This window comes from Nonomuraea sp. NPDC049480 (assembly GCF_044465905.1).
Taxonomy (GTDB): domain Bacteria; phylum Actinomycetota; class Actinomycetes; order Streptosporangiales; family Streptosporangiaceae; genus Nonomuraea.
In genome coordinates this window covers 58,668-84,664 of record NZ_JBITMD010000019.1, presented here as the reverse complement: position 1 = coordinate 84,664, position 25,997 = coordinate 58,668, and the positions used below count along the sequence as shown (strand labels likewise).

Sequence of the window (25,997 nt, the reverse complement as noted above, 5' to 3'; positions counted from 1 at the left end):
CGTCGTCGTCGCCCGGCCTGCCGCCTTTCTTCGATTCGGGCACGCTCCCGAACGTGCCCGGCGGCCCTCGCTCGGCCGAGACCTCCCTGCTGCCGTCCACCCCCGCCGGTGGCACGCCGCCCGCTGCCCCGTGAGGGCTGTTCCACCGTGAAGGACGCCTGTTGTCCAGCTCGCCTGTGCCCGCCCGTCCATCCCCGACCCTGGCCGCTCGCCTGCGGCCCGGCCGCCCCGAATGGCTGAAGCCCTCGGTGGCGCGTACCGAGATTCTGTCCGGCCTGGTCGTCGCCCTCGCCCTCATCCCTGAGGCGATCTCGTTCTCCATCATCGCCGGGGTCGATCCCAGCGTCGGCTTGTTCGCCTCTTTCACCATGGCCGTGGTCATCGCGATCGCCGGCGGCCGTCCGGCGATGATCTCGGCCGCCACCGGGGCCATCGCCTTGGTCGTCGCGCCGCTGACGCGTGAGCACGGCCTGAGCCACCTGGTCGCCGCCGTCATCCTCGGCGGCCTCATCCAGATCGCGCTCGGGGCGCTCGGCGTGGCGAAGTTGATGCGTTTCGTGCCGCGCAGCGTGATGGTCGGCTTCGTCAACGCCCTGGCCATCCTGATCTTCATGGCGCAGGTGCCCGAGCTCATCGACGTCCCGTGGATCGTCTACCCGCTGGTCGGCGGGGCGCTGGCGCTGATGGTGTTCCTGCCCCGCCTGACCAGGGCGATCCCGGCCCCGCTGATCTCCATCGCCGCGCTCACCGCGCTGACCATCGGCGCCCACCTGGCCGTACCGACCGTCGGCGACCGCGGCGCCCTGCCGTCCTCGCTGCCCGTGCCGGGGCTGCCGGACGTGCCCTTCACCCTGGACACCCTCACTCTCATCGCCCCGTACGCGCTCGGCTTGGCCCTGGTCGGGCTCATGGAGTCGCTCATGACGGCCAAGCTGGTCGACGACATCACCGACACCCGGTCCTCCAAGACCCGCGAGTCCATCGGCCAGGGCATCGCCAACATCGTCACCGGCTTCTTCGGCGGCATGGGCGGCTGCGCGATGATCGGTCAGACCATGATCAACGTCAAGAACGGCGCCCGCACCCGCCTGTCCACCTTCACCGCCGGCATCATGCTCATGGTCCTGTGCATCGTCTTCGGCCCCTGGGTGTCTCAGATCCCGATGGCCGCCCTGGTCGCCGTCATGATCCTGGTCTCGGTCGGCACCTTCGACTGGCACTCCATCGCCCCGGCCACCCTCAAGCGCATGCCCGCCGGCGAGATCAGCGTCATGGTCGTCACCGTCGCCGTCGTGGTCGCCACCCACAACCTGGCCATCGGCGTCGTCGTCGGCTCACTGACCGGCCTGGTCATCTTCGCCCGCCGGGTGGCGCACCTGGCCGAGGTCTCCGCCGTCGTCGATCCCGACGGCCGCCAGGTCGTCTACGCCGTCACCGGCGAACTGTTCTTCGCGTCCAGCAACGATCTGGTTTCCCAGTTCAACTACGCGAGCGACCCCGACGACGTGGTCATCGACCTGACCGACGCCCACATCTGGGACGCCTCCTCCGTCGCCGCCCTGGACGCCGTCGAGGCCAAATACGCCGCCCGCGGCAAGACCGTACAGATCATCGGGCTGAACCAGCCCAGCGCCCGCATGCACGGTGCTTTGTCGGGGGAACTGTCCGGCAGCCACTGATCCCCCGCCTGCAGCCTTGACGTTCACGCTCACCGCTGCCGCGCCCGCTTCCGAGGTGCGGCAGCGGTGTTCATGGTGCGGCCTCGCCCTCAGCGGCCGGCACTCGGTAGACGCCGGCCAGGGACGGATTGCTGCCCTTGTTCTTACCGGCGGGGATGATCAGCTTGCGAGCGATCTCCGGCACTGGCACCCCGCGCTCCCGGCGAAGAAGGGCGAACAGCCCCCGCCCCCTGCCCGGACGGGTCGTACACGCCCTGCAGCGGGCCGGTGAGCAGCTCCAGCTGAATGTCATGCGGGCAACTCCTCGGAGATGGCCGAGAGCTCGGCCGCGCCGCGGCCCAGCCGCTTCATCTCGCGCACGGTGAAGATCACCCGCTGGTGCGGGACGGCCGTCGTGATCGTGCGCGCGTACTCCATCGCCTTGGCGAACTCCGGCCTCGCCGGTGCCGGGCCCGCCGCCCAGGTCCGAGTAGCTGATCGCTGACGTGGTACCGTCGCCGCGGAAGCCCGTAAGCGCTTGCCCCGGACGAGATGTGCGCCGTACCCGGCCTGCAAAGACGACGCACTCCAAGGAGACGTCATGGATGCAGGCATACCTTTGATCGATTTCACTGGAGTGACTCCACAGCCTTGTGCACTGGATGTCCGGTGGATTCACGGCTCACCGTCGGCCAAGCACAACACCGATCCGGACATCCAGGTCCACACGTACGACGAGCACACGTTCATCTTGCGGCAGAACATGGCGATCAACTACGAGGCGCCGTTCTTGTTCCTGCTGTTCGGAAACGCATGGGCGGTGCTGATCGACACCGGCGCCACGGCATCCGCCACGTTCTTCCCCTTGCGCCGGGTGGTCGATGAGCTCGTCGCCGGCTGGCTCGCCCGCCACCCCCGGGAGGAGTACCACCTGCTGGTGCTGCACACCCACCCGCATGGCGACCACATCGCGGGCGACGATCAGTTCACCGACCGCCCCGATACCACGGTGGTCGGCGCGGACCTGGCCACCGCCTGGGAGTACTTCGGGTTCAGCAAGGATCCCGACGCCGTGGCGCAGGTCGACCTGGGAGGCCGTGTGTTGGAGTGCCTGGCCACCCCGGGCCACCACGAGGCGGCGGTTACGTTCTACGACCGGTGGACCGGGTTCCTGCTCACTGGCGACACGGTCTACCCGGGCCGTCTCTACATCCAGGACTGGCCGGCCTTCGCCCAGACCATCGACCGCCTGATCGACTTCTCCGGCCGCCGACCGGTCACCCACGTGCTCGGCTGCCACATCGAGATGACCAGGCAGCCAGGCGTGGACTACCCGATCCGCACCACCTACCAGCCCGACGAGCCCCCACTGCAGATGACCATCGGGCACCTGCACGAGATCCGTGCGGCGATCAAGGAGATCGGCGACCGGCCCAGCCGGGGTGCCTACCCCCTCTTCATCCTCTGGCCAAATCCCTGAGCCGCACGAACGCATCGGACCTCCTGCCCCCTTCACCAGATCCTGTCCAGGGCAACGACCTGTTCCGCATCCCACTTGGACAGCCGCCCTCTCCACCTGGGCAGGGGAACGCCGGCGCCACAGGCCGACCGACTCGGCGTGAGCCCGGCCGGGTGAGGAGGTACCCGACCGGGTGATCGAGGCCCGCTCCGCGACCTGAGGTCAGATGGCGTCATCGTCCTCGGCGGCGTCCGGGCGCGCTGGTCGCGGATGCCGCCGGGTGGTTGCTGCTCAAGCCCCTACGCCTGCGGGTGCACTGCCCCTTTGCGCCCTGTACGACGGTTGCCTCACGCCCGATCACCGTCGGTCCTCTCCCTCTGGTGATCGGACCAGCATCGCACGTGGTAGGGGACGAGGACGACCTCCGCGCCCCTCCGCAGGACGGTCCCGTGGAAAGGCGCGGTGATGCCGTTCAGTCATGCGTGCCGGAAATGAAAGCCGAGTCGATGCTGCCATCGGTCAACAGTTGTTGCAGCGCGCGCTGCATGGTCTCGGAGTCGTTGAGGTGCGGGAACGGCTCACCGGCGGGAGCGTCGACGCCCAGGAACCGGCAGAGCGGCTCCCAGCCCTCGCGGACGTCGAACACCAGGAGGCGATCTGCGGGCAGGCTCTTCTGGACAACGGCCACGTGACGGTGGAACGCCGCTACCGCGATCTCTTCGTCGGGCATGCCCCGCTGGAAGTCCCAGGTGTCGCCGAAGGTGGACTCTCCGATGAGATCGAGAATTGGGCGGAGCCTCTCCATCGTCCTGAGTACCGCGGCCCCCGCTTCAGGCAGATCCGGCGGCACGTCCCGGCGGGTGGCGATCAGAGCCTGCATGCTGACATACCAGCGATGCGGATCGCGGACGGTCAGGACGACCTTCGAGTCCGGGTAGACCTCCGCCTGCTCGCGCCAGAAGAAACTGGCCGGCCAGTCCTGGGTGGATCGGTAACCGTCGAGCACACTGTCCCAGTCCAGCGGCAGGCCGGAGGCGGCGGGCAGCCACCGGTCGACGTGGTCGGGATTGCTCCCGATTTCGGCCATGTGGAGCAGGGACCGAATCCCAGCCTTTCCAGCGCGGCCTTCATCGATCTGGTTCCGGTACGCGGGAATCCCGCGCCGATCACGTGTAACACGTCAGCCTCCTGCTGCAGCGACCGCGGCGTTCACCTTTCGGCAGACGTCGACCGCGGCCTTGGCGTAGGTGTCGGACAAGTAGGGCAGCCGCACTTGTTGATGGAGAGCTCTCCGCCTGTACGTCCATATGTACAAGATCACAAAGCGGCCGCCGTGCGATGATCGAGATGTGTACGGTCATCAGGGCCTCGATCGCGCTTGTGGTCGCTGCGGTCAGCCGCTCAGCTCGGTGCGGCGGGAGCGGGCCAGGGCCAGCCCGCCGAGGACCGCGCCGACCAGCCCAAGTACCAGGGCCACGGCTGCCCCGAATACTCCGTTTCCGGTGCCGAGACCACCGTCGGCGACAGCCAGTTTCACCGCGCCGTTGAGCCCGCCGGTCAGCCCCACCACCAGGGCCACGATGGCTCCCCTCCTCCCGCCGTTGCCGATACGACGGACGGAGCGCAGCGCCAGCCAGCCGATGACCACGCCGCCCAGCGCCACCAGTGCGGCCGCGCTGGCCCAAATTCGCTCAGGGGTCCCAAGGAAAGTATCGACACCCTGGCCCGCGCATTCTGCCTGCGTCGTACAGACTGGCGAGGCCGCCTGTGCGGCAAGCACCAACAGGACGGACATTGAGGATCCTTTCGGTCGAATGACGGGCGCCGGCAGCGTGTGCAGCGCGGTGACTCGGCCTGTGCCGGCCGAGGCTCCGGTGACGAGCGCCAGGCCGGTTTCATGGAATCGATCATCGCGCCGTCGAGGCGCCGCTGCCTCCGACAGCGGATGGCAGCGTCTACGCAGTTCTGCGTAGACGACCCGGACCCTCGTACGCTCGTCGTCGTAGGCGGTCGCGCGTCCGGGCGGAGTGTTCTCGCGGGCGGGAACCGTAGGATCGCGGCATGGAACACCGCGTGATGTCGTTGCGCCTGCCGGTGCCGGCGCAGGAGATGTTGCTCGCGCTCTTCATCACCGGGATGCAGGTTCAGGGCACGATAGTCCGCAACGCCGGCGAGGTGGTACAGCGTCCCCTTACCGACCTATGAGCGCTGCCGGCCTGGTCACCTATGCCTGGCACGGCTTTCCGCAGCCGCCGAGTTTCCCAGCACCCGCGCATGTGGACCTCATCGGCAACGCGGTCTTCGCGCTGGCCGCCCTCGGGCTGCTCGCCTTTGTGGTGGCACGGCTCCGCCGCACCGCTCCGCCAACTTGATCTTTAACCTTGGCGCTTGCGAGATCGCTCCAGATTTCTTAAGAACGAGTTCAGCTTGGCCTTGCCGCCGCCGGCCGCCCGCCGACGCGACGGCCGCGGGCAGCCTACTTGCCTGGGCTCGCAGTCAGACGGTCTCACCCAACTGTTCGGCCAGCCGCTCCAGTCCACCCTTGATGAGCTGCCCATACTCGTCGTCGCCAAGTGCGCCGACCCCGGCCCGCGCCTGCTGGAGGTGCTCACGGGCGCGGCCGAGATCGCCCAGCTTGCGATAGCACTCACTCAAGTTCAGGTGCAACGACGGATACAAGCCGGCCACCGAAAGCGGCACCCCGGCTTGGGCCACCCGCTCATCAGTGATCAGGCCGACGGCGGCAAGCGCTCGCAGATCCCACATCAGCTCCTGGTGCACGTCGTCCTGCACATCGGCCATCGAGTGGGCAAGGACGCAAACATGCAGCGGGTCGCCTTGCTCGCCGCCGATGTCGTCCCAGATCTGCGCGAACAACTCGCGAGCGGCTTCACGCTGACCTTGGTGGTGATGCAACTCCACCCCCTGGCCGATCCGGGCCATCGTGGGGTCGGCGGTCATCGGCGGCTCCTTCACTGTCGCAGGCGATCAAGGTCAGCCTACTTGCCTTACGTGGCTTGACGACCTTCAACCGGCTGAGCTGGTGGGGCTGCGCGCGGCGGGTCGGGCGTTCAACACCGAGAAGACGTACGCGGGCCGGATCGCTTCAGTCACGCCATGGCCGAGATCCGCATGGCCGACTCCCGGGCACTGTCGCTGCTGCACAAGCAGCAGATCAGGTTCACCGCCGACCGCGCCCAGGCCATCGCCGAGCTCTGCGACGGCGCCGAGGCGGCCATCACCGCCGTCCGCGACATCGCCACCGGCTCAGCCCTGGACACGTGGCGATGCCTGCACTGGCGCCGTTCTGGGCGTCAGTCCCTGCTTCGGCAGGGCCCCGGCGTTCTCGGGTTCTGATCCGATATGGCGATGTTGAGCGTTTCGCAGGTGGGAGACGAAGAAGCGCGACTTCTTGGGATCTTTCTGGGCCCTGAACCGAGGATCCTCGCGGGAGCCGCGCTCGTGTCTACATCCTCCAGAAATGCGGGGCATGTCAGGGGTTAGGTCGGCGACTGGATGGTGCGGGCCGGTGTGCATGGCCAGGCGGGCCGGGGTGAGGGCGTTCGCGGGGGGCATTGTCAGCGCCGCTGGCTACAGTTCCGGAATGACCAGCAGCAGCTACGAGACGTCCCGACTCGCCCCGTATCACGCCTTGTTGGGAGATGAGAAACCGCCGACCGCCGCGCGCGCCCGGCGTGCCTTCCGTGACCTCGCCGCCGTCCAGGGCCCTGAGACGCAGGAGGCGTACGAACTGGCCGCGCGTTTTACCGAGTTCGCACCGCAGGAGTCGGAGAAGCTGCTGAAGCCGTGGCGCGACGCGGCCGACCCCGACGCCTTCGCGCGGCTGCTCGTCGCGCCCGCCTTCGCGCGCGAGGGCCGCGCCGAGTTCGAGCTCGGTAGGAAGCTCACCCTGGACTGCGGCATCCGGCACCTGACGTCGCTGCGCACGCTGCGCGTATTCCAGCGCAAGGATCTGACCGAGCTCGGCGGAGTCGCCGCGCTCACCGGCCTCGTGGAGCTGGACCTGGAGGGTTGCAAGAGCCTCAGCGACATCGGCCCGCTCACCACGCTGACCGGGCTGCGCACCCTCAACCTGCACAACAGCGCCGTCCATGACCTGACGCCGCTCGCCGGGATGACGGACCTCACTACCCTGGTGCTGAGCGGCTGCCGCGAACTCACCGACCTCGGACCGCTCGCCGCGCTCACTGGCCTGGAGAAGCTGGTCCTCGACAACTGCCCAGGCGTGAGCGACCTCGGCCCGCTCAAGGCGCTGTCGAACCTGCGCTCCCTCAGCGTCAGCAGGACGTCCGTCCGTGACTTCGCGGCGCTTGCGAGCCTCACCGGCCTCACCGAGCTGGACGCCTCGGAGTGCGCCGAGCTGGAGTTTCTCGAGGGCCTTGCGCACATGCCGCAACTTACCGCGCTGAACCTGGGTGGCTGCACTCGGCTGACCTCGCTGCACGGCCTCGGCAGCCACCCCGTACTCCGCCGAATCAACCTCTACGGTTGCACTGGGCTGCTCGACGTCAGCGCCGTCTCCGGCGCCACAGGGCTGACGTTCTTCGGGCTGCACGGCTCCGCACAGCTCACCTCGATCGACGGCATCGAGGGGCTGCCGGAGATCGAGTACGTCTATCTCAGGGACTGCCCCGGGCTTCGGGACCTGAGCGTGCTGGGCACCCTGCCGAGGCTGGAGTCGCTGAACCTCATCAACCTCCCGCAGCTCAGGGACGCCTCGCCGATCCCGCGCTGCGAAGCGCTGATCAAGCTCAGCATCGGCAAATGCCCGGAGCTGACCACCCTCGAAGGGCTGCCGCCGCTGCCCGCGCTGGACTACCTCTCCGCGAGCGAGTGCCCCAAGCTGCGCACCTTCGGCACGGGCCACGAACTCCCGTGCCTGCAGAGCCTGTTCGCGCTGTACGCGCCCTCCCTTGCCGATCTCGGCAGCGTCGCGGAGCTGCCGAAGCTGGAGATGCTCATAGCGAGCCACCACTCCCCCGGCCTCGACCCGGCGGGCCTGCGTGGCCGGGCCCCGTTCCGGAGCATCGGGCTCGACGAGGAGTGGAAGGCCCGCTGGAGCGCCGAGGTCGACCGCGCGCTCAGGGGACGCCAGGACGCCTCGTGATGCGGTATGGCGACGTTGAGCGTTTGGCCAGGTGGAGCACGAAAGGAGCTGGAGGCCGATCCGATCATGGTGGAATCGGCGTTGATACGCCGGTCGGCGACCCCCTGCAAGCACGAGCACGCGGGACGAATTCATGGTGGCAGGGGGTCGCGTAGGGGCGGCCGCAGTTGCCGAGTTCGACGCGGCGCAACAGGAAGTGCTGCTGGAACTCAGTTCACTCTTCATCGGTCGGCTCTCGGTATTCCTCTAAGATCATCCGCATCATCGCCTTACTCCGGGCCGCCGTCGCCCGCTACCGCTTCGGGCGTCCGGCCGCCGTCGCCGTCGCGCTCTACCTGACTGCTGCCGCCGTCGCCGCCGGGTACGACGGCGGGCGGTGGTTCGCCGTCGTCGCGACGGCGGATTTCTGGCTGTGGGACGACGGGGCACGGCTCCTGCCCGCGGCGATCGGCGTGCTCAATGCGTGGGCGCTGTGGCAGATCCTGCGCGGCCCGGCCTCGCCGCGTGCCGAGGCGCTGCCCCGCGACGTGGTGTGGCTGCGGCGCCTGCTCTACGCGGACGTGGCCGGTGACCTGCTGCTCTGGGAGCTCCTCGACGACCTGTCCGGCGTCGCGGAGTACGCCGCGAGCTGGGCCGTGTGGACCGCCACCATGCTCCTGCTGGTGCGGGCCCTCACCGGGGTGTCGGCCCGGTTCCGGATCATCGCCCTCGGGCTCGGCCTGACCGGGGTCCTGGCCGCGGCGCTGCGGCCGTTCGCCGAGATCCCGCTGCTGACGGCGTCGCTCCTGCTGGCGATGGCGACCCTCGGCTGCAAGGCGATGATCATCGCTGGGCAGGGACGCGACCAGCGGTTCAGCGCCGTCACGGTCGCCATCGGCTGGACCGCCCTCCTGGTCCCGCAGGTCTACTCGCTGCTCCAGGTGGGACGGGTGACGATCGACGGCTTGTCGCTCGCCGTGCGCGCGCTCGACGGGCTGATCGTCGTGTGGGCGGCGCGCACCGCGCACGAGCTCGCCGCCGCGCCCGGCCCGGGCGTCGCGGCGCCCGGCACCGGGCGGACGCCGCGGCTGCTCGCTGCCGCCGCCGTCGTGCTTGTGCTGCCGATGGCTATCGTCGGCGCCGAGGGGGACGCCCGGCTCACCTACACGGCTGCGGACGAGCACTGCCGCGACCGGCTCCGGCCCGCGGCCGGCCTCGGGTTCGAGGAGCGGCGGCGATCGTTCCTCTGCCTGGCCAGGGGTGAGACCTTCGCCGCGGACAGGATGTTCCCCGAAGACCTGGCCGACCAGCGCGTCCTCGCCTACGGCGCACAGCTGTGCGCGCTGCCCGGCGATCAGGAACGGAACGCGCTGCACGAGCGGGCGGGCGGCACGGGGGACGCCATCGAGCTGGCCGCGGCCCTGGAGTACCTGTGCCCCGGCATCGTCGCCCGGCAGAACGCCGATGCCCACCGCCGTCAGGCCGAGCGCGACCTGCAGGAGGCCACGTGGAAGGCCGAGGCGAACGCCCGGTGCGCCGACTCGTGGCCCGGGGTGCGGGCCAGGCGGCAGGGTACGGCCGCGTACATGCTGTTCGAAGGGGGTGGCTACGCCGTCTTCGACGACCGCGACGACAGCGCAGGCGATCCCGGGGACATCTACGGCGACGACGCCGACATCTTCGACGCCATCGAGGACGGGTTCATCGACGCCGCAGGCAGCAGCGCCGCCATCGTGACCTTCGAGGAGAACGCGGCGATGTGCCTGACGGTCAAGGCATTCGACAGCGCCCCGCCGCTCCGGCTCACCGGCTGGGACAAGGTGGTCGAGGTGGGCATCGCCAGCCGCAGCGGCCGCCTGGGCGTGCCGACGTACCCCGAGGGCGGCGACAGCGGGGCGGCCGGGCCGCTGCCCGACCTGGCCGTCGCCGGTCCAGGCCACTACCGCCTGCGCGTCCACGCCCGCACGCTGCCGTGGGACGAGAACGACCCAGACGCGCCACTGGAGGAGCACCTGATCGTCGTCTATCCCGGCCGCTCCACTGAGAAGGTCGTCTACCGCCCGCGCGGCTGACCTCTCGGAGCGGGGGAATGACGAGCATCCGAACGAAAACCTCGTTAGCGGGACCCCAGCCAACTATTTGATCTTCAGCTCGACCGGGCGCTGGGACCGCCGATGACGTGCTGGTGCATCTCGGCGAGCAGCTCGGGGACCCGTCTGCTCCATCGCGCCGCGCTGGAGCAGAACGCTGCCCTTGCTGATGATGCCGGCCCTGCCGAGCGCAAGGCGCACTTGGTGTACGGCACCCGCGTCACAGCCGCCCAGACGACCAACTTCCACTGGACCAGGGAGTCTTGGCAGGTGGCTGTCTTTGAACCACGCGCGCTTGTGAGAACGGAATCAGAGGACGCTCCCGCCCACGCATGATGAAATACCGGTGATGATCAGATTTATCGTGATCGCCGGGCTGTTATCCCTTAACCTGCCCGCACAGGCCCCTGCGCTTCACGTGATGACGTGGAATGTCTGCGCGGGCACGTACAACAGCTGCCCCCTCTTCCGCCGCACCACCGCCGAGCTGGCCTGGCACGTCGCCGTGCTGGCCACCAAGGCGGACGTGGTCTTCCTCCAGGAATTCTGTACGGGCGCGGACGCCGACCTGGAGCGCGAGCTGGAGGCACGCACCGGCCGGGCGTGGAGCATCAAGTCGGCCGGGTTCGCCCACCCGGATGGCTCGCCGTACCAGTGCTCCCCCGACTGGAACGGCAGAGCGCGCGGGACGCAGAGCGTCACACTGGCCGTAGCCGAGCAGGACACCCGCTTCGAAGTGCACGCGCTGACCTCGCCGCCGTGGGGCACCCGCAGGTACGCGGTCTGTACGGCCGACCGAGCATTATGCACCGCGCACTTCTCGTCCGGCTCGATCTACGACGACAGGCAGAAGGGCGCGCCCTACCGGCACAGACAGCTTCGCGAGCTGTTCAAGCTCGGCCGGGGTGTCGTCGGCGGCGACCTCAACCTGGTGCCGCGCGATGCCGCCACCGCCTACGAGGGTCGCGACGAATGCGACCCTCGCAACCGCTGGACCTACGTCACCCGCAAGCGGAAGATCGACTACGTGTTCGCCGGCGACGGCCGCATGCGGGGTTGCTTCGTCGACTACGCCAGGAAACGATGGTCGGACCACGTACCGATGCACGCGTGGGTGGCGCGGTAGAAAGAGGTCGTGGTCTTGAGAGCCGCAGGTGGCAGAGGAGTCCGCCGGGCAGCGCGACCCGATCCGCTAGGAACTGGCTGACCTCCACCGCGAGGCCGCAAAGTGGCAGGCCAGTGCAGACAAGGGGCGAGGCGAAGCGGCCCGGCTCCGAGGCGCCGGCGGCGCGACATCAGCACCGGCGGTGGTCGCGGTCAGAGGCCGATGTCGGTCAGCCACTGCCCGGTTGTGCGGGGGGTGACGCCGAGCAGCTTCTGGGCGGAGTTCTCGGGCGTGATCGAGCGGTCCGGGAGTGCGCTCATGGCCGCGTAGGCCGCGGCCACGCCGGCGGCGGGGCCCTCGCCGATCAGGGGGGCGATGGAGGTGCGGAGCTGCTCGGGGGTGATCTGCTCGAAGAGCACGTTCTTGCCGAAGTGGGTGCCGAACGCCTCGGCCAGGTCCGGTCCGGTGATCGCCGGGTCCTGTCCGACGGAGACTACGCCGGTGACCTCCAGGCGGTCGAACAGGGCGACCGCGACGTCGGCGATGTCCAGGTGCGACGCCCAGGAGACGGGGAAGTCGGGGCGGATCGGGTAGGGCAGCGCGCCCCGTTCGCGGACCGTGTCGATGACGTACGGCATGAGCAGGTTCTCCAGGTACAGCTCGGGCGCGATTACCGCGTGGGACACCTCGCTGTCGGCCAGGCCCCTGACCAGCGCCGAGACTGCGTCGTCGCCGACGGGGTCGATCGTGAAACCGCTGGTGGAGAACACGACGCGGGCCGGGCGGGCCTCGCGGACGGCGGCGACGATGTGACGCGCGTAGGTCTGGCGGTCTTCTTCGGAGACCACCGGCAGGTGGACGAACACCCCATCGGCACTCCGGTACGCCTGGGTCAGTTCCTCCGTGGAGGAGTATCCGGCGGCCACCACGCGCGCGCCGTCCACGACGGCGTCCGGGTTGCGGGTCACAGCGGTCACGGACTTGCCCGCGGCGGCGAGAGCGGCGACGACGGGGGCACCCTGGGCGCCGGTGGCGCCGTGAATCACGTAGGTCATGACGTCATTAGTGCATACGGTGTACCAGTTACATCAACTGCACTAATGGGATACGGTCAGAAATGTGACTGATCCCTGTCTTCCCGAGTGCGGTGTCGCCCGATTCCTCACCCTGCTCAACGGCCCGTGGGCCACCCTGATCGTGCGCGAACTGCTGCACGGCCGCCACCGCTTCACCGAACTGCGCGACGCACTGCCTGGCATCAGCCCCCACACCCTGACCAGCAGGCTGCGCCAGTTCGAGCGGCACGGCATCGTGACGCGCACCACCTACGCGGAGATCCCGCCCCGCGTCGAATACGAACTCACCCCTCTCGGCGAAGGGCTGCGCGACGTCCTGGCGGCCATGGGGACCTGGGCCATGGCGGTGCCGGATCCCGGGGCCGACGTCACCGTCTGACGTACGCCCCCGCCCGGCGGTGCGGACGCGGTCACGCCGAGGACGCCAGCCTCTGCCGCAGGGCGTCGTTGTCGTCGTGATGGACGACGTTGAGGGTGAGGATTTTCTCGGCGCGGGCGGCCGTGTCGTACAGGAGCCTCCACAGCAGGCGTTCCCGCAGGGCGTGCGCGGGGTCGGTGAACAGGTTGTCCAGCCGGGCGGCCGGGATGGCGAGGTCACCGCGCCGGGCGCTCTTGCGCCGCTCCAGCCGCCGGGCGGGGTTGGTGGCCAGCAGGTCCTGGCGCTGGGCTCAGGTGGTGAAGGAGACCAGGGCGGACAGGTGCCGGTTCCAGGTGGCAGCGGCCGCGCTCGTCCAGCGCTCCATCACCGCGGCGTACGGCTCGGGCGTCAGCGCGGCGACCGGATAGTCCGGCCCGGCCACGGCGGTCAGGCGGGCGAGGGCCCGGCGGCCGGGGTCGGCGGGCCGGGGAAGGACACGACGGACACGGACGTCCTCCGGGCAGGCGATGTGACACATAATGGAGCCGAGTCGCCGTCGTGGCGGCAGACGCCGAGCTGTGCGGACACGGCCCGATAGCAGCCAGCGTGACAGATAATGCACGTTCTCTGTCACAGATGTGCGGCGCCGTGGGCAGAGCTAGGTGGTCGTTCGCAACCGGGCCTCGGCGGCCCAGTGGGGTGCGTTCCAGTGGTCGGCGATGGTGGCGGCCTGGGTGAAGTGGGCGGCGGCCTCGTCGGTGCGGCCGAGGAAGACGGCCAGTTCACCGAGGGTGTGGGCGACCGGGCGCAGCGCCAACGACAGGCTCGCGGCGCCCGCCGGGGGGCCGTTGCGATGGGGAAGCAGCGTCGCGTAGATCTCCTCGGCGGCATCGCGGTCGTTCAAGGCGACGATGGCCATCGCGCGCAACGTTGTGAGGAAGGTGAAGAAGAAGTCGGGGCGGATCGGGCTGGGTGACGCGCGGACCTCGCGAGCTTCGGCGTCCAGGCCGTTGGCGTGGAGGGCGAGCGCGAGCAGGTCGGAGACCATGGGACCAAGCACGGCGTGGAGGGCGCGAACGTCGTCCAGGTGCGCACCGAGCGTGCCCTCGTTCAGCCAGATCGTAGCCAGGGCAAGTTGGAGAAAGCCCGTGTGCACCGATCCGATGCGCCGCATGCCCTCGTCGGCCTTGATGTAGAGGCGCTCGGCGTCGGCGAATCGGCCTTCGATGAGCGCCAGGCCCGCTAGCGTGATCTCGGCGACGGAGATCGCCTCGCGCATTCGGTAGGTACGCGCGAGTTCCAGGGCCTCAGTGATCACCTGGTGCATGGTCACCGGGTCATTGGCGGCGGCGGCGACGCCGGCATGGTTGAGCAGCCCAGTGACGCGGTAGACCGGCAGGTCGTGCTCGGTGCCGATCTCCACGAGCTCCCGGCAGAGCTCGGCGTCGCCGTGGACTTCGGCCAGGATCTCGAGTGCCGCGGCCCGCAACCGGGGTTCGGTGGCGAGGTCGAGTGCCTCCTGCGCTGCCTCTACAACCGTCGGGTCGTCCTCGCCGACCAGTTCGTGCGCGTACGCCGTCAGGAGCCGGGACCGCACCGAAAGGGTCAGGTCACGCTTCAGCAGGCGGCTCAGGCGGTCGACGACGGGCCGGTCCACCGTGCCGTACGTACGGGCCTGCCAGGCGGTCGGCTCTGTCCACGCGGTGAATGCGGCGATCATCAGGTCGTCGCGGCCCAGGGACTCTGCGTACTCCACGGCTTCACGGCGTGTCTCGCGGGCGGCTGCGACGGCCCCCGCCCGGATCTGCGCGCGCAGCAGCCTGCCGAGCAATTCGACGCGTTCGTCCGGTCCGGTCGAGTTGGTGACGGCATCGGTGAGGAGGTCGGCCGCCACCTCGTGGGCGTAGCGGGCCTCGGCAAGCTCGGCGGCCTGGACGCAGTAGCCGACGGCCTTCGGTGAGCCGGCGCGCGCGTAGTGATGGGCCAGCGCCGCGATGTCGTCGGTTCCTTCAAGAGCGGCGGCGATCCGGGCGTGCATCCGGGTAGCACGCAATCTGCTGACGTCGGCGATGAGCGTGTCCCTGACGAGGGCGTGGACGAAGCGGATGAGTCCTGGGCCGGGCTCGTCGAGGAGCCCGGCGATGACGCCCGCGTCGAGCGCGTCCATCACGCCGTCCTCGTCGGTGTCGGCGGCCTTGACGAGGACGTCCACTGAGCTTTCCCGGCCTGCGACCGCGGCCAGCCGGAGGACGGACACGCCTCCCTCGGGCAGGCGCGCGAGCCGTCGGCGCAGGACGTCCCGTACGCCTTCGGGGACCTCGGAGAGGGCGACCAGCGCGCCTTCGCCGTTCAGCAGCCGGGCGCTTTCGCGCACGTAGAACGGGTTGCCGCCGGTGCGCTCGGCGATCCCTGCGATGGTCTCCTCGTCGGCCTCGCACTCGGTCCGTACGAGCTCCGCGACGGCCTCGTCGTCCAGCCCCGGCAGCGCTAGGCGGAGGGGCGTGGCGCGCGCGAGGGAGGCCAGCGTTTCGGTGAGGTGCCCGCTCTCGTCCGCGCGGTACGCGGCGACGGCCAGGATCGGGGCCCGCGTGCCGAGGACGCCGCCGAGCAGTTCCAGCGTGGTGGCGTCCGCCCAGTGCAGGTCGTCCAGCACGACGGCGACCGGGCGTTCCGTGGCGACCGCCGCGAGCCACTTCCACACGGCTTGGCGCAGGCGGAACCGTCCAGCGGTGGCATCGGCGTTCACCGGCTCGGTGTCGGTGAGCAGCGGCGCGAGGTCGTCGGCGAACTCGCCCGGGGACGTGGACGCGGCGACGGCTCTGAGCGCCTCAGTCCAGGCCCACGCGGGCGGCGCGCTGTCGACCTCGGGGCAGCGGCCGACGGCGACCAGCCACCCGTCACGTTCGAGCCGCCTGCCGAGGTGTTCCAGCAGCGTCGACTTGCCGAGCCCGGCCTCGCCGGTGACAAGGGCGATACGGGCTCCGTCGGTGGCGGCCTGGGTGGCGGCCGTGACCAGTGCCGACAGTTGTGCCTCGCGTCCGACGAACGGCGCCTCGATGATCGGAGCCGTCCCCGGGAGAGGGGCCACCTGCGGCAGCGGGGCGGTCAGCGGGGGCGGGGGCACGGTCGCGCGTAGGACGTCTGTGCGCTGAGTGAGGATCGCCTCCTCCAACGCCGTCAGGTCCGGGCCGGGGTCGAGCCCGAGCTCCTCGGCGAGGATGCCGCGGGCGCGGCGGAGCGTCGCCAGCGCGTCGGCTTGGCGGCCACTGCTCCACAGTGCCAGGGCGTGCAGCCGCCAGCCTTCCTCGCGGAGGGGCTCGTCGCGGGTGAGCCGCTCGGCCTCGGGAACCACCGCGGCGGGGTCGCCGATGCGCAGACCCGCCGCGACGTGCAGCTCGGTGGCAACCAGGCGCAGCTCGTTCAGCCGGGCCGTCTCGGCGGCGGCCCACGGCTCGTCGGCGACCTCGGCGAACGCCGGTCCCTGCCACAGCCCCAGCGCCTCGGCGAGCCGAGCCTGGACGGCGCGCGGGTCAGTGACCATACGCGCTTGGCCCAGCAGGCCCTCGAACCGCCACGCGTCCACCGCCTCCGGTGGCAGCCGCAGCGCATAACCCGGCGCCGCGCTCACCAGCAGCCGGGCCGGCGTGCGCGGCGGGCGTCCGGGCTCCAGTAACCGGCGCAGGTTGGACACGTACGCCTGCAGGGACATCAGCGCCCGCGCGGGCGGCTCCCCGCGCCACAGATCCTCGATCATCCGGTCGACCGGCACGACCTGCCCACGCGCCGCCACCAGCAACGCCAGCACGCCCCGCTGCCGCGGCCCGCCCAAGGGAACGGGCTCGCCGCCGACCTCGGCCGCGAAAGAGCCCAGCACCCGGATGAAGACCATGATCCGCACATCTTACGTGGACGTTCCAAGTCCCCTCCAAACTCCCTCCAAACACCCAGGAGCAGCCTGAACACATCGCAACCGATGAAGGGGCGGGAACAGATGAGCGTCAACACCCGGGACATGGAGATCGTCCACCGCGTGCTCCGCCGTGAGTCACGGCTGCTGGTGGAGCTCGTGGCGGCCGTCGCCCCGGGTGACACCGCTCGCGCCAAGGTGATCGCCGGCCACTTCCGCGTCTACCGGCTGGGCCTGCACAACCATCACGAGGGCGAGGACGAGCTGCTGTGGCCGCCGCTCCTTTCCCGGGTGGACCTGGAGGCCGACATCGTCCTGCGCATGCAGGCCCAGCACGAGCGCGTCGCGGTCACCCTGAGCAGGCTGGACGCCGCGCTCCCCGCCTGGGAGGCCACCGCGGGCGCCGACGAACGCGACACCCTGGCGGCCGCCCTCTGCGAGCACCGCGCGGTCCTGCTGGAACACCTCGACGACGAGGAGGCCACCGTCCTCCCCCTCGTGGCCAAGCACATCACCCAACAGGAGTGGGCCTCCCTGGGCGACCACCTGGTGAACAACACGCCCAAGCTCACCCTGTTCACGCTCTTCGGCGCCGTCCTGGAGGACGCGAACCCGGCCGAGCGCGCCATCGTCCTCAGCGGCCTTCCCGCCCCGGTCCGCGTCATCTGGCACGTCATCGGCCGCCCCCGCTACGCCCGCCACATCCGTCGTGTCCGCGGCTGAACCCTGCCCGGTCTGAACATCAAAGGAGAACAACCATGTCGCTGAAGAAGCTCAACACCGTCCTGGCCACCGCCGTCGTCCTGTTCACCCTCTACCTCGGGTTGTCCTTCCTCCTGCCCCTCGAGACGTCCTTCCCGGGCCTGCCGAACTGGCCCTCTGGCGACAGCGGTTTCCCGATCGTGAAGGGCAGCCGCGAAATCGCGATGGGCCTGGCCATGGGCATCCTGCTGGTGATGGGCCACCGCCGCGCCCTGGGCTGGGTCCTGCTGATGGTGGCCGTCGCTCCGTTCGGCGACATGGTCAACGTCCTGGCCCACCACGGATCCACGGCCGCCGCGCTCGGCATCCACGGCCTGACCGCGGCGCTGATCGCGGTCACGGGGTTGCTGACCCTCCGCGAGACCAGCACCACCCCGGCGACCGCCGCGCAGCCCGCCTGACGTCCGCATTCTCTGACAACTCGAAAAGGGAGACGACAGTGACGATCAACGATCTGCGCGGTGTCCTCAAGGGGCGCGTGCTCCTGCCCGATGACGACGGCTTCGAACAGGCGGCCACCGCGTGGAACCTGACCGTCAGGCAGCCGGTGGCGGCCGTGGCGGAGGCCGCGGACGCCGATGACGTGACGGCGCTCGTGCGCTACGCGCGGCGGGCGGGTCTGACGGTGACCACGCAACCGAGCGGGCATGGCGCCTCGGGTGATGTGGAAGGCCTGATCCTGTTGCGTACCGGCCTGCTGAACGAGGTGGAGATACGCGCGGAGGAGCGCGTGGTCCGGGTGGGCGCGGGTGTGAAGTGGGGGCAGGTGCTGGCGGTGGCCGGTCCGCTGGGTCTGACCGGCCTGTGCGGCAGCGCGCCGGGGGTCAGCGTGACCGGCTACACCCTGGGCGGTGGGGTCGGCTGGTTCAGCCGCAAGTACGGCTTCGCCTCCGACAGCGTGCGGGCTATCGACATCGTGGACGCCGATGGCGAGCCGGGCCGGGTGACCGCCGAGTCCGATCCCGAGCTGTTCTGGGCGCTGCGCGGTGGTGGCGGGGACTTCGCGGTGGTGACCGCCCTCGAACTCGAGCTGTTTCCCGCGCCGGCCCTGTACGGCGGGCGCGTGATCTGGCCGGAGCACCGAACCAGGGAGGTGTACGACGCGTTCCTGGAGATCACCGCCGAGGCGCCGCGTGAACTCAGTGTCTGGATCAACCGGCTCCAGCCACCCGGCGCGCCGCCGATGGTGACGCTGGATCTGGCCTACCTGGGCGAGGCGGCTCAGGGGGAGGACCTGCTGGCACGCATCGACAAGATCGAGGGCGCGATCTCCGACAGCCGCGGCGTCGTCCCGGTTGCCGACCTGGGTGACATCGCCGCCGAGCCCACCGATCCGGCCCCATCCATCGCTCGTGCGGAGCTGCTCACCGGCCTGGACGCGGACGCGGTGGAGCTCCTGCTGGCCAAGCCGGTCGAACCGCTCATCAACGTGCAGATCAGGCAGCTGGGCGGGGCGCTCGCCGAGCCGGGCGGCGGGGCCGGCGCGAGCGGCGCGGTGGCTGAGCCGTACCTGCTCGGCCTGCTGGGTCCCGGCCTGCCGCACGCGGCCGATGCGACGCGCGCCAAGCAGGCCGAGGTCGTGGCCGACCTGGAGGCCTACGTCAGCGGCCGCAAGCCGTACACCGTGCTGTCCCCCGGTGACACGGCGGCGAAGTCCTTCTCCGGCAGCGCGCTCGCGCGGCTGCGGGAGATCAAGCGGGCCCGTGACCCGCACAACGTGTTCCGCGCGAACTACCCGGTGCTCGGATAGATCGGTTCCCAGCAGGTCACGGCCTCTCCGCCCACCGGGGCGGCGGGGCCGCACCACACCCGCGTGACAGATGTCGCCGAGAGCACGGTGAAGGGCACACCCACCCAGGAAGGACTCGCACAATGAGAGGTATCCGGTGCACCATGGCGATCAGCGGATCCGCCGGCGCATCGGTGACCTTCCGCTCCCGCTCCACCAACAGCGCGGCCAGCAACGTCACCGCGGACGCCTGCGAACTGCGCGCACGGCGCCGCCTCCGGCTCCGACCCCAAGATCAAGGACCCGCTGGGGCGGTACTCGCTGACGGTGTTCACCGGCGGCATCAACATCGGCCCGTACGAGGCGGCCAAGCACATCGCCGGCGTCACCGCCCGCGAGCTGTCCGCAACCGGCACATCACCGTCAGCTTCTCGGCCGTGGTACGAAGAGGCCGGGTCACACGGCTCCGCGTGCTCGTCGAGCAGCCGGTCGAAAATCCTCTTCACCGTGTGTTTCTGCTTCGGCGGCGCGTCGAGGTCCGCCCGCAGCATCCCGTCGATCACCGGCTTGTACGGGTCAAGCCGGGTCGGACGCGGCGCCTGCTTCTTGCGGGGCTCGGGCCAATTCGAGTCCAGGGCCTTGCGGATCGTCCGCCAGGTCACCCCGTACTTGCGCTCCAGAGCACACATCGGCAGACCGGCACGGTGGTCACGGCGGATCGCCGCGTACAGCTCGACCTTGCTCGTCGATATGTGCATTCGAACCCCCAGCGGGAGAAGCACACCGATCGTCCCACTGCAAGGCTCCAAGTGCCGTCAAAACTGGGCAACATCACCCTCCGCGACACGAAGCCGCCTCCCGTACCGGACGACAAACGCCTCCCCTGCTCACCGACATAGCCAGTTGCGTGCACGAGAGCCGCGTCGGGTGTCTCAGCGGTGGGCGGCGCGGTTCATCTCGACGACGTCGTCGACGGTGGGGTTGGCCGGGAGGGCGGCGAAGCGTTCCGGGAGGCTGTCGCGGATGGCCGCGTCCTTGACGCGGTCGGCCGCGGCCAGGGCCGCCGGCAGCTCGTCGAGGGTCAGCTCGGTGCAGTAGGCGGGGCTGTTCGGCTGCTGGCGCCAGGAGTCGGCCAGTACGCCGGCGTCGTAGGGGTCGAAGCCGGTGTCATCCACGAGCCGCATGGCCACACGCCGCGCCTCCTCGGTGTCGCCGGCGACGGGGATGGCGAGGCGGCCGGGCGTTCCGGCCGGAACGCCCCGGGTCCGCTGAGTTTGGGCCAGGGCGGCGTTCCACGCCTTGACCACGGGGCGCCCCAGCTGCTCGGCGTTCCACACGCTCTCGACCTCGCCGTTGTCCACAGCCTCGATCTGCCCGTTGAGGTGCGGATAGTAGTTCGCGGTGTCGATGATCACCGTCTCGGCCGGGACCGAGGCCAACAGGCCGGCCAGCTTCCCCGCCACCCCGAAGGGGATCGCCAGGACGATGACGTCCCGGTCCTGGACGGCGTCGGCGAGGTCTGCCGCGCGGGCCCCGGACTCCAGCACCTCCGCCCGGACGGCCTCGGGACCGCGGGCGTCGGCCACCTGGACGTCGTGACGGGCCGCGCTGAGCTTGGCAGCGAGGTTCCCGCCGATGGCACCGGCACCTATGACAGTAATTTTCATGATTTATCCATTGAGAGGTTATGCGGCCCCTGAGGACAGCGCGATGTGATGGCCGTGTGGTGGTGCCACCTGGCCTTGCGGGGGCGGGGCTGGGTGTCTGGCGGTTTACGCCTGGGTGTCCCGCTGGCGGTAGCCGCTCGCGATGAGCGTGCGGAGCCGGTCGAGCGACTCCTCCTCGGTGCCGGTGCCCTTGATCCAGGCAACGGAACAGGCCGCGAGGAACAGGTCGTGCCCCCGCACCGACGCGCGCACGCGCCCCGCGAGCTGCGCGGCTCGCACGTACTGATCGGTGGCGGAGATGAGGATGTCGCAGGGAATCGTGAGCGGGTTGTCCGGCTCCTGCGCCCGGGCCGCGGCCATGAGCGGGTCCGGCAGCCCGCTGAAGGCGCTGAAATACTCCTCCATCGCCCGCAGCCACTGCTCCAGCGCCTCGGCCGGGTCACCGAGCTGATCGATGTCCGCCTGGCGGGCCACCAGCTCCTCGGAGCGCGTCTGCAGCACAGCCGCCAGCAGCGCTTCCCGGGTGGGGAAGTGCCGGTACAGGGTGCCGGGCCCGACGCCCGCCTCCTTGGCCACAGCCTCAAGGGAGGTGCCGACCCCGTGCTGCAGGAAGTGACGCTGCGCGGTCTCCAGGAGAGCCACGCGGTTGCGCTGGACGTCCGCCCGGGGCTTGCGTCCCCGCTGCTCACCGGCGCTCATGCGCCCTCCTGCCTGCCGTTATCCTGCGGCCGCATCAAAACGGATGCTGCCTCCGTACGCATTCGAGAGTAAAACGGAGGGAGCATCCGGTCAAATGGGCGGCCTGAGCGCGGAGCCCGGACAGCGCAGGGGGCCGACATATTTGGCCGTAGAGCGCAGGGCAAAGCCGTGCGGGCTGCACGATTCCAGGGTGTCCTTGTCCGGGCCCTCCCGCGCCGAGCCCGGCCCGGTCCCCGGTCCAGGACGTCAGGGGGTGAGCTGTTGGTGTCCGATGACGGAGAGCAGTTCGAGTTTGCTGTGGCTCTCCGTGCCGGGGCGAGTGGTCAGCACCACCAGGGTCTGGGCGCGGTTCTCGGTGTACAGGAGCTGGGCGTCGACGTCGATGCGGCCGAGTTCGGGATGGAGGATGGTCTTGCAGTCGCCGTAGCGGGCGACCTCCTGAAGTTCCCACATGCGGACGAACTCGGGGCTGTGTTCCTGGAGTTCGGCGAGGATCCGGGCGGCTCGGGGGGTGTCGCTGCCGGCTGTCAGCGCGGCCCGCAGGCGTGCCGCCTGGGCGCGGCCGTGGCGTTCGTGGGTTTCCTCGGGGTACACCAGACGTTCGGCCGGGTCCATGAACCAGCGGTAGTAGCCGCTACTGGCCAGACCGGTGTGGCGGGTCTGGTCGCCGAGCAGCGCGACGGCCAAGGGGTTCATCGCGAGGGTGTCGACCAGGTCGGTCGTTACCAGGGCCGGGGAGTCGTCCAGGCGGTCCAGGACCCGCAGCAGCGTCGGGCTGACGTGTTCGCAGCGGTGGAAGCGGGCTGGGGCGTTGTGGCCGATGAGGACGAAGAGATGGTCGCGTTCGTCCAGGGTCAGCCGCAGTGCCCGGGCGAGAGCCGCGGTGATCTGGACTGAGGGCTGCGGAGCACGCTGCTGTTCCAGCCGGGCGTAGTAGTCGGTGGACATGCCGGCGAGCTGCGCGACCTCCTCGCGGCGCAGCCCCTGCGTACGCCTGCGCGGCCCCTCGACCAGCCCGACGTCGCGGGGCCGCAGCATCTCACGCCGGTGGCGCAGGAATTCCGCCAGTTCTTTCTTGTCCATGCCCCCATCCTCGCCGCATCCCGCCCGGCTATCCAGAGACCGCCGATCCATGGCTGAGCCCTCCTCTTCTGCCCGCGCGAAGCCGCTCGTACGGCCGACTCCGAGGGCGCTGGCAGCCAGACGACCCGATGGTCACCTGACCTGCATGACCCGCTGGGAAATTCGCCGGCTGTCGGCGGTGCGCCGCAGGCCGTCGGCATGGAAGGCGGCCCGCCGCGACGGTCCCCCGTCGAGGACACCCAACGCTTTGGACCCAACGCTTTGACCGGCCCCGGGCCTCGTCGCCCGGCCCGGCCGACACGACGATGTTCGCCGTGTCAGACGGGCGCTCGCGTGCCCCTCGGCGCTCAGGACGGAGCCGGTCGCCTCCAGCGCGACGACCGGGGCGAAGCCGAAGGAGCTTCCTTACCGTTCCGCGTCTTCGGTGAGGACCTCACCGAGGCGGGTCCAGTTCGCGTTCGTCCATGATGTGGCCCAACAGGACCCGCCCGCGTGCTGTTGTTCCGTGTCTGTCATAGGTCGGTCAGCTGCCGCTGATCATGGCGAGGACGTCGTCGTAGGTGCCGGTGGCCACCGCGTCGCGGATGAACCTGGCGCGCTCGACGACGATCTCCTTCGCGTCGGGCTTCTCACGCAGCAGGTCGAGGGCCTCGGTGAGGAAGTCGTCCAACGGCATGGATTGGTCGTTGTCCTGCTGGCCCATCAGGGTCGTGCGCACGCCCGGCGGGACCACCTCGATCACCTGGACGCCGGCGTCAGCACCGGCGAGCTGGATGCGCAGGCTCTCGGAGAAGGAGTGCAGCGCGGCCTTGGTCGCGCTGTAGGTCGGCGTGATCGGGAACGGCACGAACGCCAGCGCGGAGGTGACATTCATGACGACCGCGTCGTCCTTGCCCGCCAGCAGCGGCAGGAAGGCATACGTCATCCGGATCGTGCCGAGCAGATTGGTCGCGACGTGATCCTCGGCGACCTGGAGTCCGGCCGGGTCGAGGAGGTTCTCCAGCAGCTGAATGCCGGCGTTGTTGACCAGGACGTTCAGCCCCGGGTGGCTCACCGCCACGGTCTCACGGGCCCGGGCAATCGAGTCGGGGTCCGCGACATCGAGGACGAGCGCGTCGATGCCCGGGTGCTCGGCCGTTATCTCATCGAGGAGTTCCTTGCGCCGGCCGGCGACGACCACCTTGTTGCCGCCCTCGTGCAGACGCAGGGCCAGACCGAGGCCGATGCCCGAGGTTCCGCCGGTGATCAGGATCGTGTTGCCGGTCATCTTCATGGGGTCTCGCTCCTTCGTTGCGGCGGGCCGGTGAGCGCCCGCAGCCTCGACCGTAGGGGCGCCCGCGCTGGGGCGGGAGAGGAAGGTTTATCCATGGATCGGCGGTCTCTGCCTCGTGAAGAGAACGCCGACCGTCGGACTGGGTCCTGCAGAAGCTGGACGGCGGCTGCGGTCCCGGCCGGGGCGTCGTCCACGCCGTCGACTGCGAGGAAGCACCCGCTGGAGCGCCGCTGCTGACCCTGGACCAGGCGCTGGACGCCGCCGAGCATCCCGGGACCCGGCTGTGCTCCCTGTGCAGCCCATGCTCGACGTTCCGTACGAGCTTGGTTGAGCACGTCTCGTGGCTCATCTACGCCCGATCGTGCCTTACTGAAGCGCCGGCGCCACCGTCCGCACCCCTTACTACGGCCACCGTGAAACTTCCGGAGCACTACCAGCAGTACAACCGCGACCACGCCCGTCTCCGCGCTCCAGGCGAACGCGCCTTCGCCCGCCTCAAGTCCTGGCGACTCGACGAGGTCGGGGAGGGCGTGACCGGCGTCGCGGTCGGTGACGAGGTCTTCGGGTTCCAGCGTCAACGTCCTGGTCAAACAGATCCGCGACTACATCGACTCCTGGAACGCGAGCGCGAAGCCCTTCAGCTGGACCGCGACCGCCGACGAGATCCTCGCGAAGGTCCGACTCGTCCAGACCAGCGTGAAGAAACTCGTCAATACAACTCAAAGCAATGCTTCAGGATCACAAGACATTAGGGTCCACAGCTCCTTCTTGTGCACGATCTCCAGGTGGCCGACTGGGGAGGATCGTCGGTCCATGGATATGTGATCCTCTCCCGCCCCCGCCGATACACCCCCATAGTCGAGACTGCCGGGCGCGCCCGGCAGTCTGCGGCGAAGGAGTCAATCGCCGAGGCCAACGGCGCCTACGACCAGGTGCTGGCCATGCTGAGCGGCGCCAATGCCTGATCCAGCAACGCACACAATGGAGAGCCGAACGTGAAACCCACGAATGAAGACACCGTCGAAATCAGCAGGGCCCTGGCGCTGTGGGCGCACATCATGGACGACCATGAACTGGACCGTCTCGGCGAATGCCTCACTGAAGACGCGGTGTGGGATGGCAGCGTCTTCGGCGGCGACCCGGTCGTCGGGCTGGACGCGATCGCGACCTTCATGAACGCCCCCGGACACGCGAAAGCCCACCACACGACGAACATCGTCGTGTCGGAAGGCCCGGGCGACGAGGTGCGGGCCCGATCCAAAGGTCTGAGCCTGCTGGAGGGCGGCGGTGTCGCCAGCGTCGTCTACGCCGACGACCTGCGACGCACCGATGACGGCTGGCGCATTTCCCGGCGGGTCATCCATCTCACGTGGCCACATCCTTGATCTGGAGTGGACGAGCGCGCACCCGTCGATGTGACACAGAAGATGAATTATCTGTCACGCTGGCCATCAATAGACGACGTCCGCCCAGCTCGGCCTCCGGCCCCTCTCCCCGGCACGGCCGGCTCGACGACCGCCGCAGCCATTGAGCGCTTCCTGGAGTCCCGCACCGCGGCCACCACCCGCGCCGGCTACGCGGAGACCCTCACGGACCGGGGACGAACCGGTAGAGACACCTGACCACCTCGGGGGAATGACCGACTTCGCCGACCCCAGAAGCCTCACAGTTACTGATCAGTCGCCCTTCGGGACATGCCTGTTTTCAAGATTCCCGACAGAGTCAAGACGCCAGCGGCGTCAACACCTCCGGCCAGCCCCGCATCGCCTTCATGCTCCAGTACGGCTACCCCGCTGGCTGCAGCCTGTCGACGACCCCGCCCCCCAGCTCCAGCACCGCGCCGACCTCGACCCGATCACCCGCCAACTGCTGGGTGCCCCGACCGCAACCCCGACGGCTCCCTCGCCAAAGGACGCGGCGCCGCCCCCTTGCGCCAGTGGTGGGCCACCACGACCGCCGCCTCCGCACCTGCGTGAATATCGTCAGCTCTGGAGCACACCCATCGCGGCCGTGCGGCACACTGG

The 25,997-nt window shown here is 69.7% G+C and carries 26 protein-coding genes, 3 pseudogenes and 1 riboswitch; of the genes and pseudogenes, 16 read left to right on the top strand and 13 right to left on the bottom strand.

Annotation, left to right across the window (positions count from 1 at the left end; all coding sequences use genetic code 11):
- The first annotated feature begins 161 nt into the window (after positions 1-161).
- On the top strand, positions 162-1,679 hold the full coding sequence (locus tag ACIBX3_RS41035; protein WP_397125976.1) for a SulP family inorganic anion transporter: 1,518 nt from the start codon (positions 162-164) through the stop codon (positions 1,677-1,679).
- Between the two features lie 70 nt (positions 1,680-1,749).
- On the opposite strand, the gene ACIBX3_RS41030 is transcribed toward ACIBX3_RS41035, so the two are convergent.
- Together ACIBX3_RS41030 and ACIBX3_RS41025 are read right to left on the bottom strand one after the other, a co-directional pair.
- Positions 1,750-1,971 (bottom strand): hypothetical protein, encoded by a 222-nt coding sequence (locus ACIBX3_RS41030; protein ID WP_397125975.1) that lies wholly within the window; start codon positions 1,969-1,971, stop codon positions 1,750-1,752.
- Positions 1,968-2,096 carry a hypothetical protein gene (locus tag ACIBX3_RS41025; protein WP_397125974.1) on the bottom strand — a complete coding sequence of 43 codons (129 nt, stop codon included), beginning with the start codon at positions 2,094-2,096 and terminating at the stop codon, positions 1,968-1,970. Before ACIBX3_RS41025 ends, ACIBX3_RS41030 begins: the two co-directional genes overlap by 4 nt.
- A gap of 82 nt (positions 2,097-2,178) precedes the next feature.
- Positions 2,179-2,246: riboswitch (guanidine-III (ykkC-III) riboswitch) on the top strand.
- A 13-nt stretch (positions 2,247-2,259) separates the two neighbouring features.
- On the opposite strand from ACIBX3_RS41025, the gene ACIBX3_RS41020 reads away from it, so the two are divergent.
- On the top strand, positions 2,260-3,138 hold the full coding sequence (locus ACIBX3_RS41020) for an MBL fold metallo-hydrolase (RefSeq protein ID WP_397125973.1): 879 nt from the start codon (positions 2,260-2,262) through the stop codon (positions 3,136-3,138).
- Between the two features lie 451 nt (positions 3,139-3,589).
- Here the strand turns inward: ACIBX3_RS41020 and ACIBX3_RS41015 are convergent.
- Positions 3,590-4,248, bottom strand: a pseudogene (locus tag ACIBX3_RS41015) (sulfotransferase family protein).
- Positions 4,249-4,510: 262 nt separating this feature from the next.
- Positions 4,511-4,912 carry a DUF6223 family protein gene (locus ACIBX3_RS41010; protein ID WP_397125972.1) on the bottom strand — a complete coding sequence of 134 codons (402 nt, stop codon included), beginning with the start codon at positions 4,910-4,912 and terminating at the stop codon, positions 4,511-4,513.
- A 266-nt stretch (positions 4,913-5,178) separates the two neighbouring features.
- Here ACIBX3_RS41010 and ACIBX3_RS41005 point away from each other — a divergent pair, with 266 nt between their 5' ends.
- Together ACIBX3_RS41005 and ACIBX3_RS41000 are read left to right on the top strand one after the other, a co-directional pair.
- Complete coding sequence (locus ACIBX3_RS41005) at positions 5,179-5,322, top strand: hypothetical protein (RefSeq protein WP_397125971.1); 144 nt, start codon at positions 5,179-5,181, stop codon at positions 5,320-5,322.
- Entirely contained in the window at positions 5,319-5,489 is a 171-nt protein-coding gene (locus ACIBX3_RS41000) for a hypothetical protein (protein WP_397125970.1), read from the top strand. Before ACIBX3_RS41005 ends, ACIBX3_RS41000 begins: the two co-directional genes overlap by 4 nt.
- A gap of 124 nt (positions 5,490-5,613) precedes the next feature.
- On the opposite strand, the gene ACIBX3_RS40995 is transcribed toward ACIBX3_RS41000, so the two are convergent.
- Positions 5,614-6,078 carry a hypothetical protein gene (locus ACIBX3_RS40995; RefSeq protein ID WP_397125969.1) on the bottom strand — a complete coding sequence of 155 codons (465 nt, stop codon included), beginning with the start codon at positions 6,076-6,078 and terminating at the stop codon, positions 5,614-5,616.
- Between the two features lie 156 nt (positions 6,079-6,234).
- Between ACIBX3_RS40995 and ACIBX3_RS40990 the strand changes: the two genes are divergently transcribed.
- From ACIBX3_RS40990 to ACIBX3_RS40975, 4 genes are all read left to right on the top strand, one after another.
- Positions 6,235-6,474, top strand: coding sequence for a hypothetical protein (locus tag ACIBX3_RS40990; RefSeq protein WP_397125968.1), 240 nt, complete (start codon positions 6,235-6,237; stop codon positions 6,472-6,474).
- A gap of 247 nt (positions 6,475-6,721) precedes the next feature.
- Complete coding sequence (locus tag ACIBX3_RS40985; protein ID WP_397125967.1) at positions 6,722-8,245, top strand: leucine-rich repeat domain-containing protein; 1,524 nt, start codon at positions 6,722-6,724, stop codon at positions 8,243-8,245.
- A 167-nt stretch (positions 8,246-8,412) separates the two neighbouring features.
- Positions 8,413-10,296 (top strand): hypothetical protein, encoded by a 1,884-nt coding sequence (locus tag ACIBX3_RS40980; protein WP_397125966.1) that lies wholly within the window; start codon positions 8,413-8,415, stop codon positions 10,294-10,296.
- A gap of 439 nt (positions 10,297-10,735) precedes the next feature.
- Entirely contained in the window at positions 10,736-11,440 is a 705-nt protein-coding gene (locus ACIBX3_RS40975; protein WP_397125965.1) for an endonuclease/exonuclease/phosphatase family protein, read from the top strand.
- 191 nt (positions 11,441-11,631) lie between these two features.
- Here the strand turns inward: ACIBX3_RS40975 and ACIBX3_RS40970 are convergent, their stop codons facing one another.
- On the bottom strand, positions 11,632-12,474 hold the full coding sequence (locus ACIBX3_RS40970; protein ID WP_397125964.1) for an NmrA family NAD(P)-binding protein: 843 nt from the start codon (positions 12,472-12,474) through the stop codon (positions 11,632-11,634).
- 64 nt (positions 12,475-12,538) lie between these two features.
- On the opposite strand from ACIBX3_RS40970, the gene ACIBX3_RS40965 reads away from it, so the two are divergent.
- Positions 12,539-12,874 carry a winged helix-turn-helix transcriptional regulator gene (locus tag ACIBX3_RS40965; protein ID WP_397125963.1) on the top strand — a complete coding sequence of 112 codons (336 nt, stop codon included), beginning with the start codon at positions 12,539-12,541 and terminating at the stop codon, positions 12,872-12,874.
- Positions 12,875-13,163: 289 nt separating this feature from the next.
- On the opposite strand, the gene ACIBX3_RS40960 is transcribed toward ACIBX3_RS40965, so the two are convergent.
- Together ACIBX3_RS40960 and ACIBX3_RS40955 are read right to left on the bottom strand one after the other, a co-directional pair.
- A complete protein-coding gene (locus ACIBX3_RS40960) occupies positions 13,164-13,391 on the bottom strand; it encodes a hypothetical protein (protein WP_397125962.1) in 228 nt (75 codons plus the stop codon).
- Between the two features lie 120 nt (positions 13,392-13,511).
- The gene (locus ACIBX3_RS40955) at positions 13,512-16,742 is read right to left on the bottom strand and encodes a BTAD domain-containing putative transcriptional regulator (RefSeq protein WP_397125961.1); all 3,231 of its coding nucleotides are present in this window, start codon (positions 16,740-16,742) and stop codon (positions 13,512-13,514) included.
- Between the two features lie 102 nt (positions 16,743-16,844).
- Between ACIBX3_RS40955 and ACIBX3_RS40950 the strand changes: the two genes are divergently transcribed.
- The 3 genes from ACIBX3_RS40950 to ACIBX3_RS40940 are packed head-to-tail and all read left to right on the top strand — an operon-like array spanning position 16,845 to position 19,272.
- Positions 16,845-17,483, top strand: a complete 639-nt coding sequence (locus ACIBX3_RS40950) for a hemerythrin domain-containing protein (RefSeq protein WP_397125959.1) — start codon at positions 16,845-16,847, stop codon at positions 17,481-17,483.
- Between the two features lie 35 nt (positions 17,484-17,518).
- Positions 17,519-17,923 (top strand): DUF4267 domain-containing protein, encoded by a 405-nt coding sequence (locus ACIBX3_RS40945; protein WP_397125958.1) that lies wholly within the window; start codon positions 17,519-17,521, stop codon positions 17,921-17,923.
- A gap of 38 nt (positions 17,924-17,961) precedes the next feature.
- Positions 17,962-19,272 carry an FAD-binding protein gene (locus tag ACIBX3_RS40940; protein ID WP_397125957.1) on the top strand — a complete coding sequence of 437 codons (1,311 nt, stop codon included), beginning with the start codon at positions 17,962-17,964 and terminating at the stop codon, positions 19,270-19,272.
- Here ACIBX3_RS40940 and ACIBX3_RS40935 read toward each other — a convergent pair.
- From ACIBX3_RS40935 to ACIBX3_RS40915, 5 genes are all read right to left on the bottom strand, one after another.
- Entirely contained in the window at positions 19,254-20,033 is a 780-nt protein-coding gene (locus tag ACIBX3_RS40935; protein WP_397125956.1) for a hypothetical protein, read from the bottom strand. The two genes, ACIBX3_RS40940 and ACIBX3_RS40935, sit on opposite strands and share 19 nt — an antisense overlap.
- Positions 20,034-20,183: 150 nt before the next feature.
- Entirely contained in the window at positions 20,184-20,918 is a 735-nt protein-coding gene (locus ACIBX3_RS40930; RefSeq protein WP_397125955.1) for an NADPH-dependent F420 reductase, read from the bottom strand.
- Between the two features lie 105 nt (positions 20,919-21,023).
- Positions 21,024-21,617, bottom strand: a complete 594-nt coding sequence (locus ACIBX3_RS40925; RefSeq protein WP_397125954.1) for a TetR/AcrR family transcriptional regulator — start codon at positions 21,615-21,617, stop codon at positions 21,024-21,026.
- A 246-nt stretch (positions 21,618-21,863) separates the two neighbouring features.
- Entirely contained in the window at positions 21,864-22,700 is an 837-nt protein-coding gene (locus tag ACIBX3_RS40920) for a helix-turn-helix transcriptional regulator (RefSeq protein ID WP_397125953.1), read from the bottom strand.
- Between the two features lie 523 nt (positions 22,701-23,223).
- Positions 23,224-23,973 carry an SDR family oxidoreductase gene (locus ACIBX3_RS40915; protein ID WP_397125952.1) on the bottom strand — a complete coding sequence of 250 codons (750 nt, stop codon included), beginning with the start codon at positions 23,971-23,973 and terminating at the stop codon, positions 23,224-23,226.
- Positions 23,974-24,119: 146 nt separating this feature from the next.
- Between ACIBX3_RS40915 and ACIBX3_RS40910 the strand changes: the two are divergent.
- From ACIBX3_RS40910 to ACIBX3_RS40895, 4 genes and pseudogenes are all read left to right on the top strand, one after another.
- A pseudogene (locus ACIBX3_RS40910) lies at positions 24,120-24,263 on the top strand (DUF6233 domain-containing protein); the annotation flags it as partial.
- A gap of 86 nt (positions 24,264-24,349) precedes the next feature.
- Positions 24,350-24,485, top strand: a pseudogene (locus ACIBX3_RS40905) (IS5/IS1182 family transposase); the annotation flags it as partial.
- A gap of 273 nt (positions 24,486-24,758) precedes the next feature.
- Entirely contained in the window at positions 24,759-24,938 is a 180-nt protein-coding gene (locus tag ACIBX3_RS40900; RefSeq protein WP_397125951.1) for a hypothetical protein, read from the top strand.
- Positions 24,939-24,968: 30 nt separating this feature from the next.
- On the top strand, positions 24,969-25,358 hold the full coding sequence (locus tag ACIBX3_RS40895) for a nuclear transport factor 2 family protein (RefSeq protein WP_397125950.1): 390 nt from the start codon (positions 24,969-24,971) through the stop codon (positions 25,356-25,358).
- The last annotated feature ends 639 nt before the right edge of the window (positions 25,359-25,997 follow it).

Bases quoted from the DNA above. Each gene is read 5' to 3' on its own strand.
- ACIBX3_RS40985 (WP_397125967.1), top strand. From the start codon at position 6,722: ATGACCAGCAGCAGCTACGAGACGTCCCGACTCGCCCCGTATCACGCC.
- ACIBX3_RS40990 (WP_397125968.1), top strand. From the start codon at position 6,235: ATGGCCGAGATCCGCATGGCCGACTCCCGGGCACTGTCGCTGCTGCAC.
- ACIBX3_RS41010 (WP_397125972.1), bottom strand. From the start codon at position 4,912: ATGTCCGTCCTGTTGGTGCTTGCCGCACAGGCGGCCTCGCCAGTCTGT.
- ACIBX3_RS40960 (WP_397125962.1), bottom strand. From the start codon at position 13,391: ATGTGTCACATCGCCTGCCCGGAGGACGTCCGTGTCCGTCGTGTCCTT.
- ACIBX3_RS40920 (WP_397125953.1), bottom strand. From the start codon at position 22,700: ATGGACAAGAAAGAACTGGCGGAATTCCTGCGCCACCGGCGTGAGATG.
- ACIBX3_RS40955 (WP_397125961.1), bottom strand. From the start codon at position 16,742: ATGGTCTTCATCCGGGTGCTGGGCTCTTTCGCGGCCGAGGTCGGCGGC.
- ACIBX3_RS41005 (WP_397125971.1), top strand. From the start codon at position 5,179: ATGGAACACCGCGTGATGTCGTTGCGCCTGCCGGTGCCGGCGCAGGAG.
- ACIBX3_RS41000 (WP_397125970.1), top strand. From the start codon at position 5,319: ATGAGCGCTGCCGGCCTGGTCACCTATGCCTGGCACGGCTTTCCGCAG.
- ACIBX3_RS40930 (WP_397125955.1), bottom strand. From the start codon at position 20,918: ATGAAAATTACTGTCATAGGTGCCGGTGCCATCGGCGGGAACCTCGCT.
- ACIBX3_RS40970 (WP_397125964.1), bottom strand. From the start codon at position 12,474: ATGACCTACGTGATTCACGGCGCCACCGGCGCCCAGGGTGCCCCCGTC.
- ACIBX3_RS40975 (WP_397125965.1), top strand. From the start codon at position 10,736: ATGACGTGGAATGTCTGCGCGGGCACGTACAACAGCTGCCCCCTCTTC.
- ACIBX3_RS40995 (WP_397125969.1), bottom strand. From the start codon at position 6,078: ATGACCGCCGACCCCACGATGGCCCGGATCGGCCAGGGGGTGGAGTTG.
- ACIBX3_RS40950 (WP_397125959.1), top strand. From the start codon at position 16,845: ATGAGCGTCAACACCCGGGACATGGAGATCGTCCACCGCGTGCTCCGC.
- ACIBX3_RS40925 (WP_397125954.1), bottom strand. From the start codon at position 21,617: ATGAGCGCCGGTGAGCAGCGGGGACGCAAGCCCCGGGCGGACGTCCAG.
- ACIBX3_RS41025 (WP_397125974.1), bottom strand. From the start codon at position 2,096: ATGGAGTACGCGCGCACGATCACGACGGCCGTCCCGCACCAGCGGGTG.
- ACIBX3_RS41020 (WP_397125973.1), top strand. From the start codon at position 2,260: ATGGATGCAGGCATACCTTTGATCGATTTCACTGGAGTGACTCCACAG.
- ACIBX3_RS41030 (WP_397125975.1), bottom strand. From the start codon at position 1,971: ATGACATTCAGCTGGAGCTGCTCACCGGCCCGCTGCAGGGCGTGTACG.
- ACIBX3_RS40945 (WP_397125958.1), top strand. From the start codon at position 17,519: ATGTCGCTGAAGAAGCTCAACACCGTCCTGGCCACCGCCGTCGTCCTG.
- ACIBX3_RS40915 (WP_397125952.1), bottom strand. From the start codon at position 23,973: ATGAAGATGACCGGCAACACGATCCTGATCACCGGCGGAACCTCGGGC.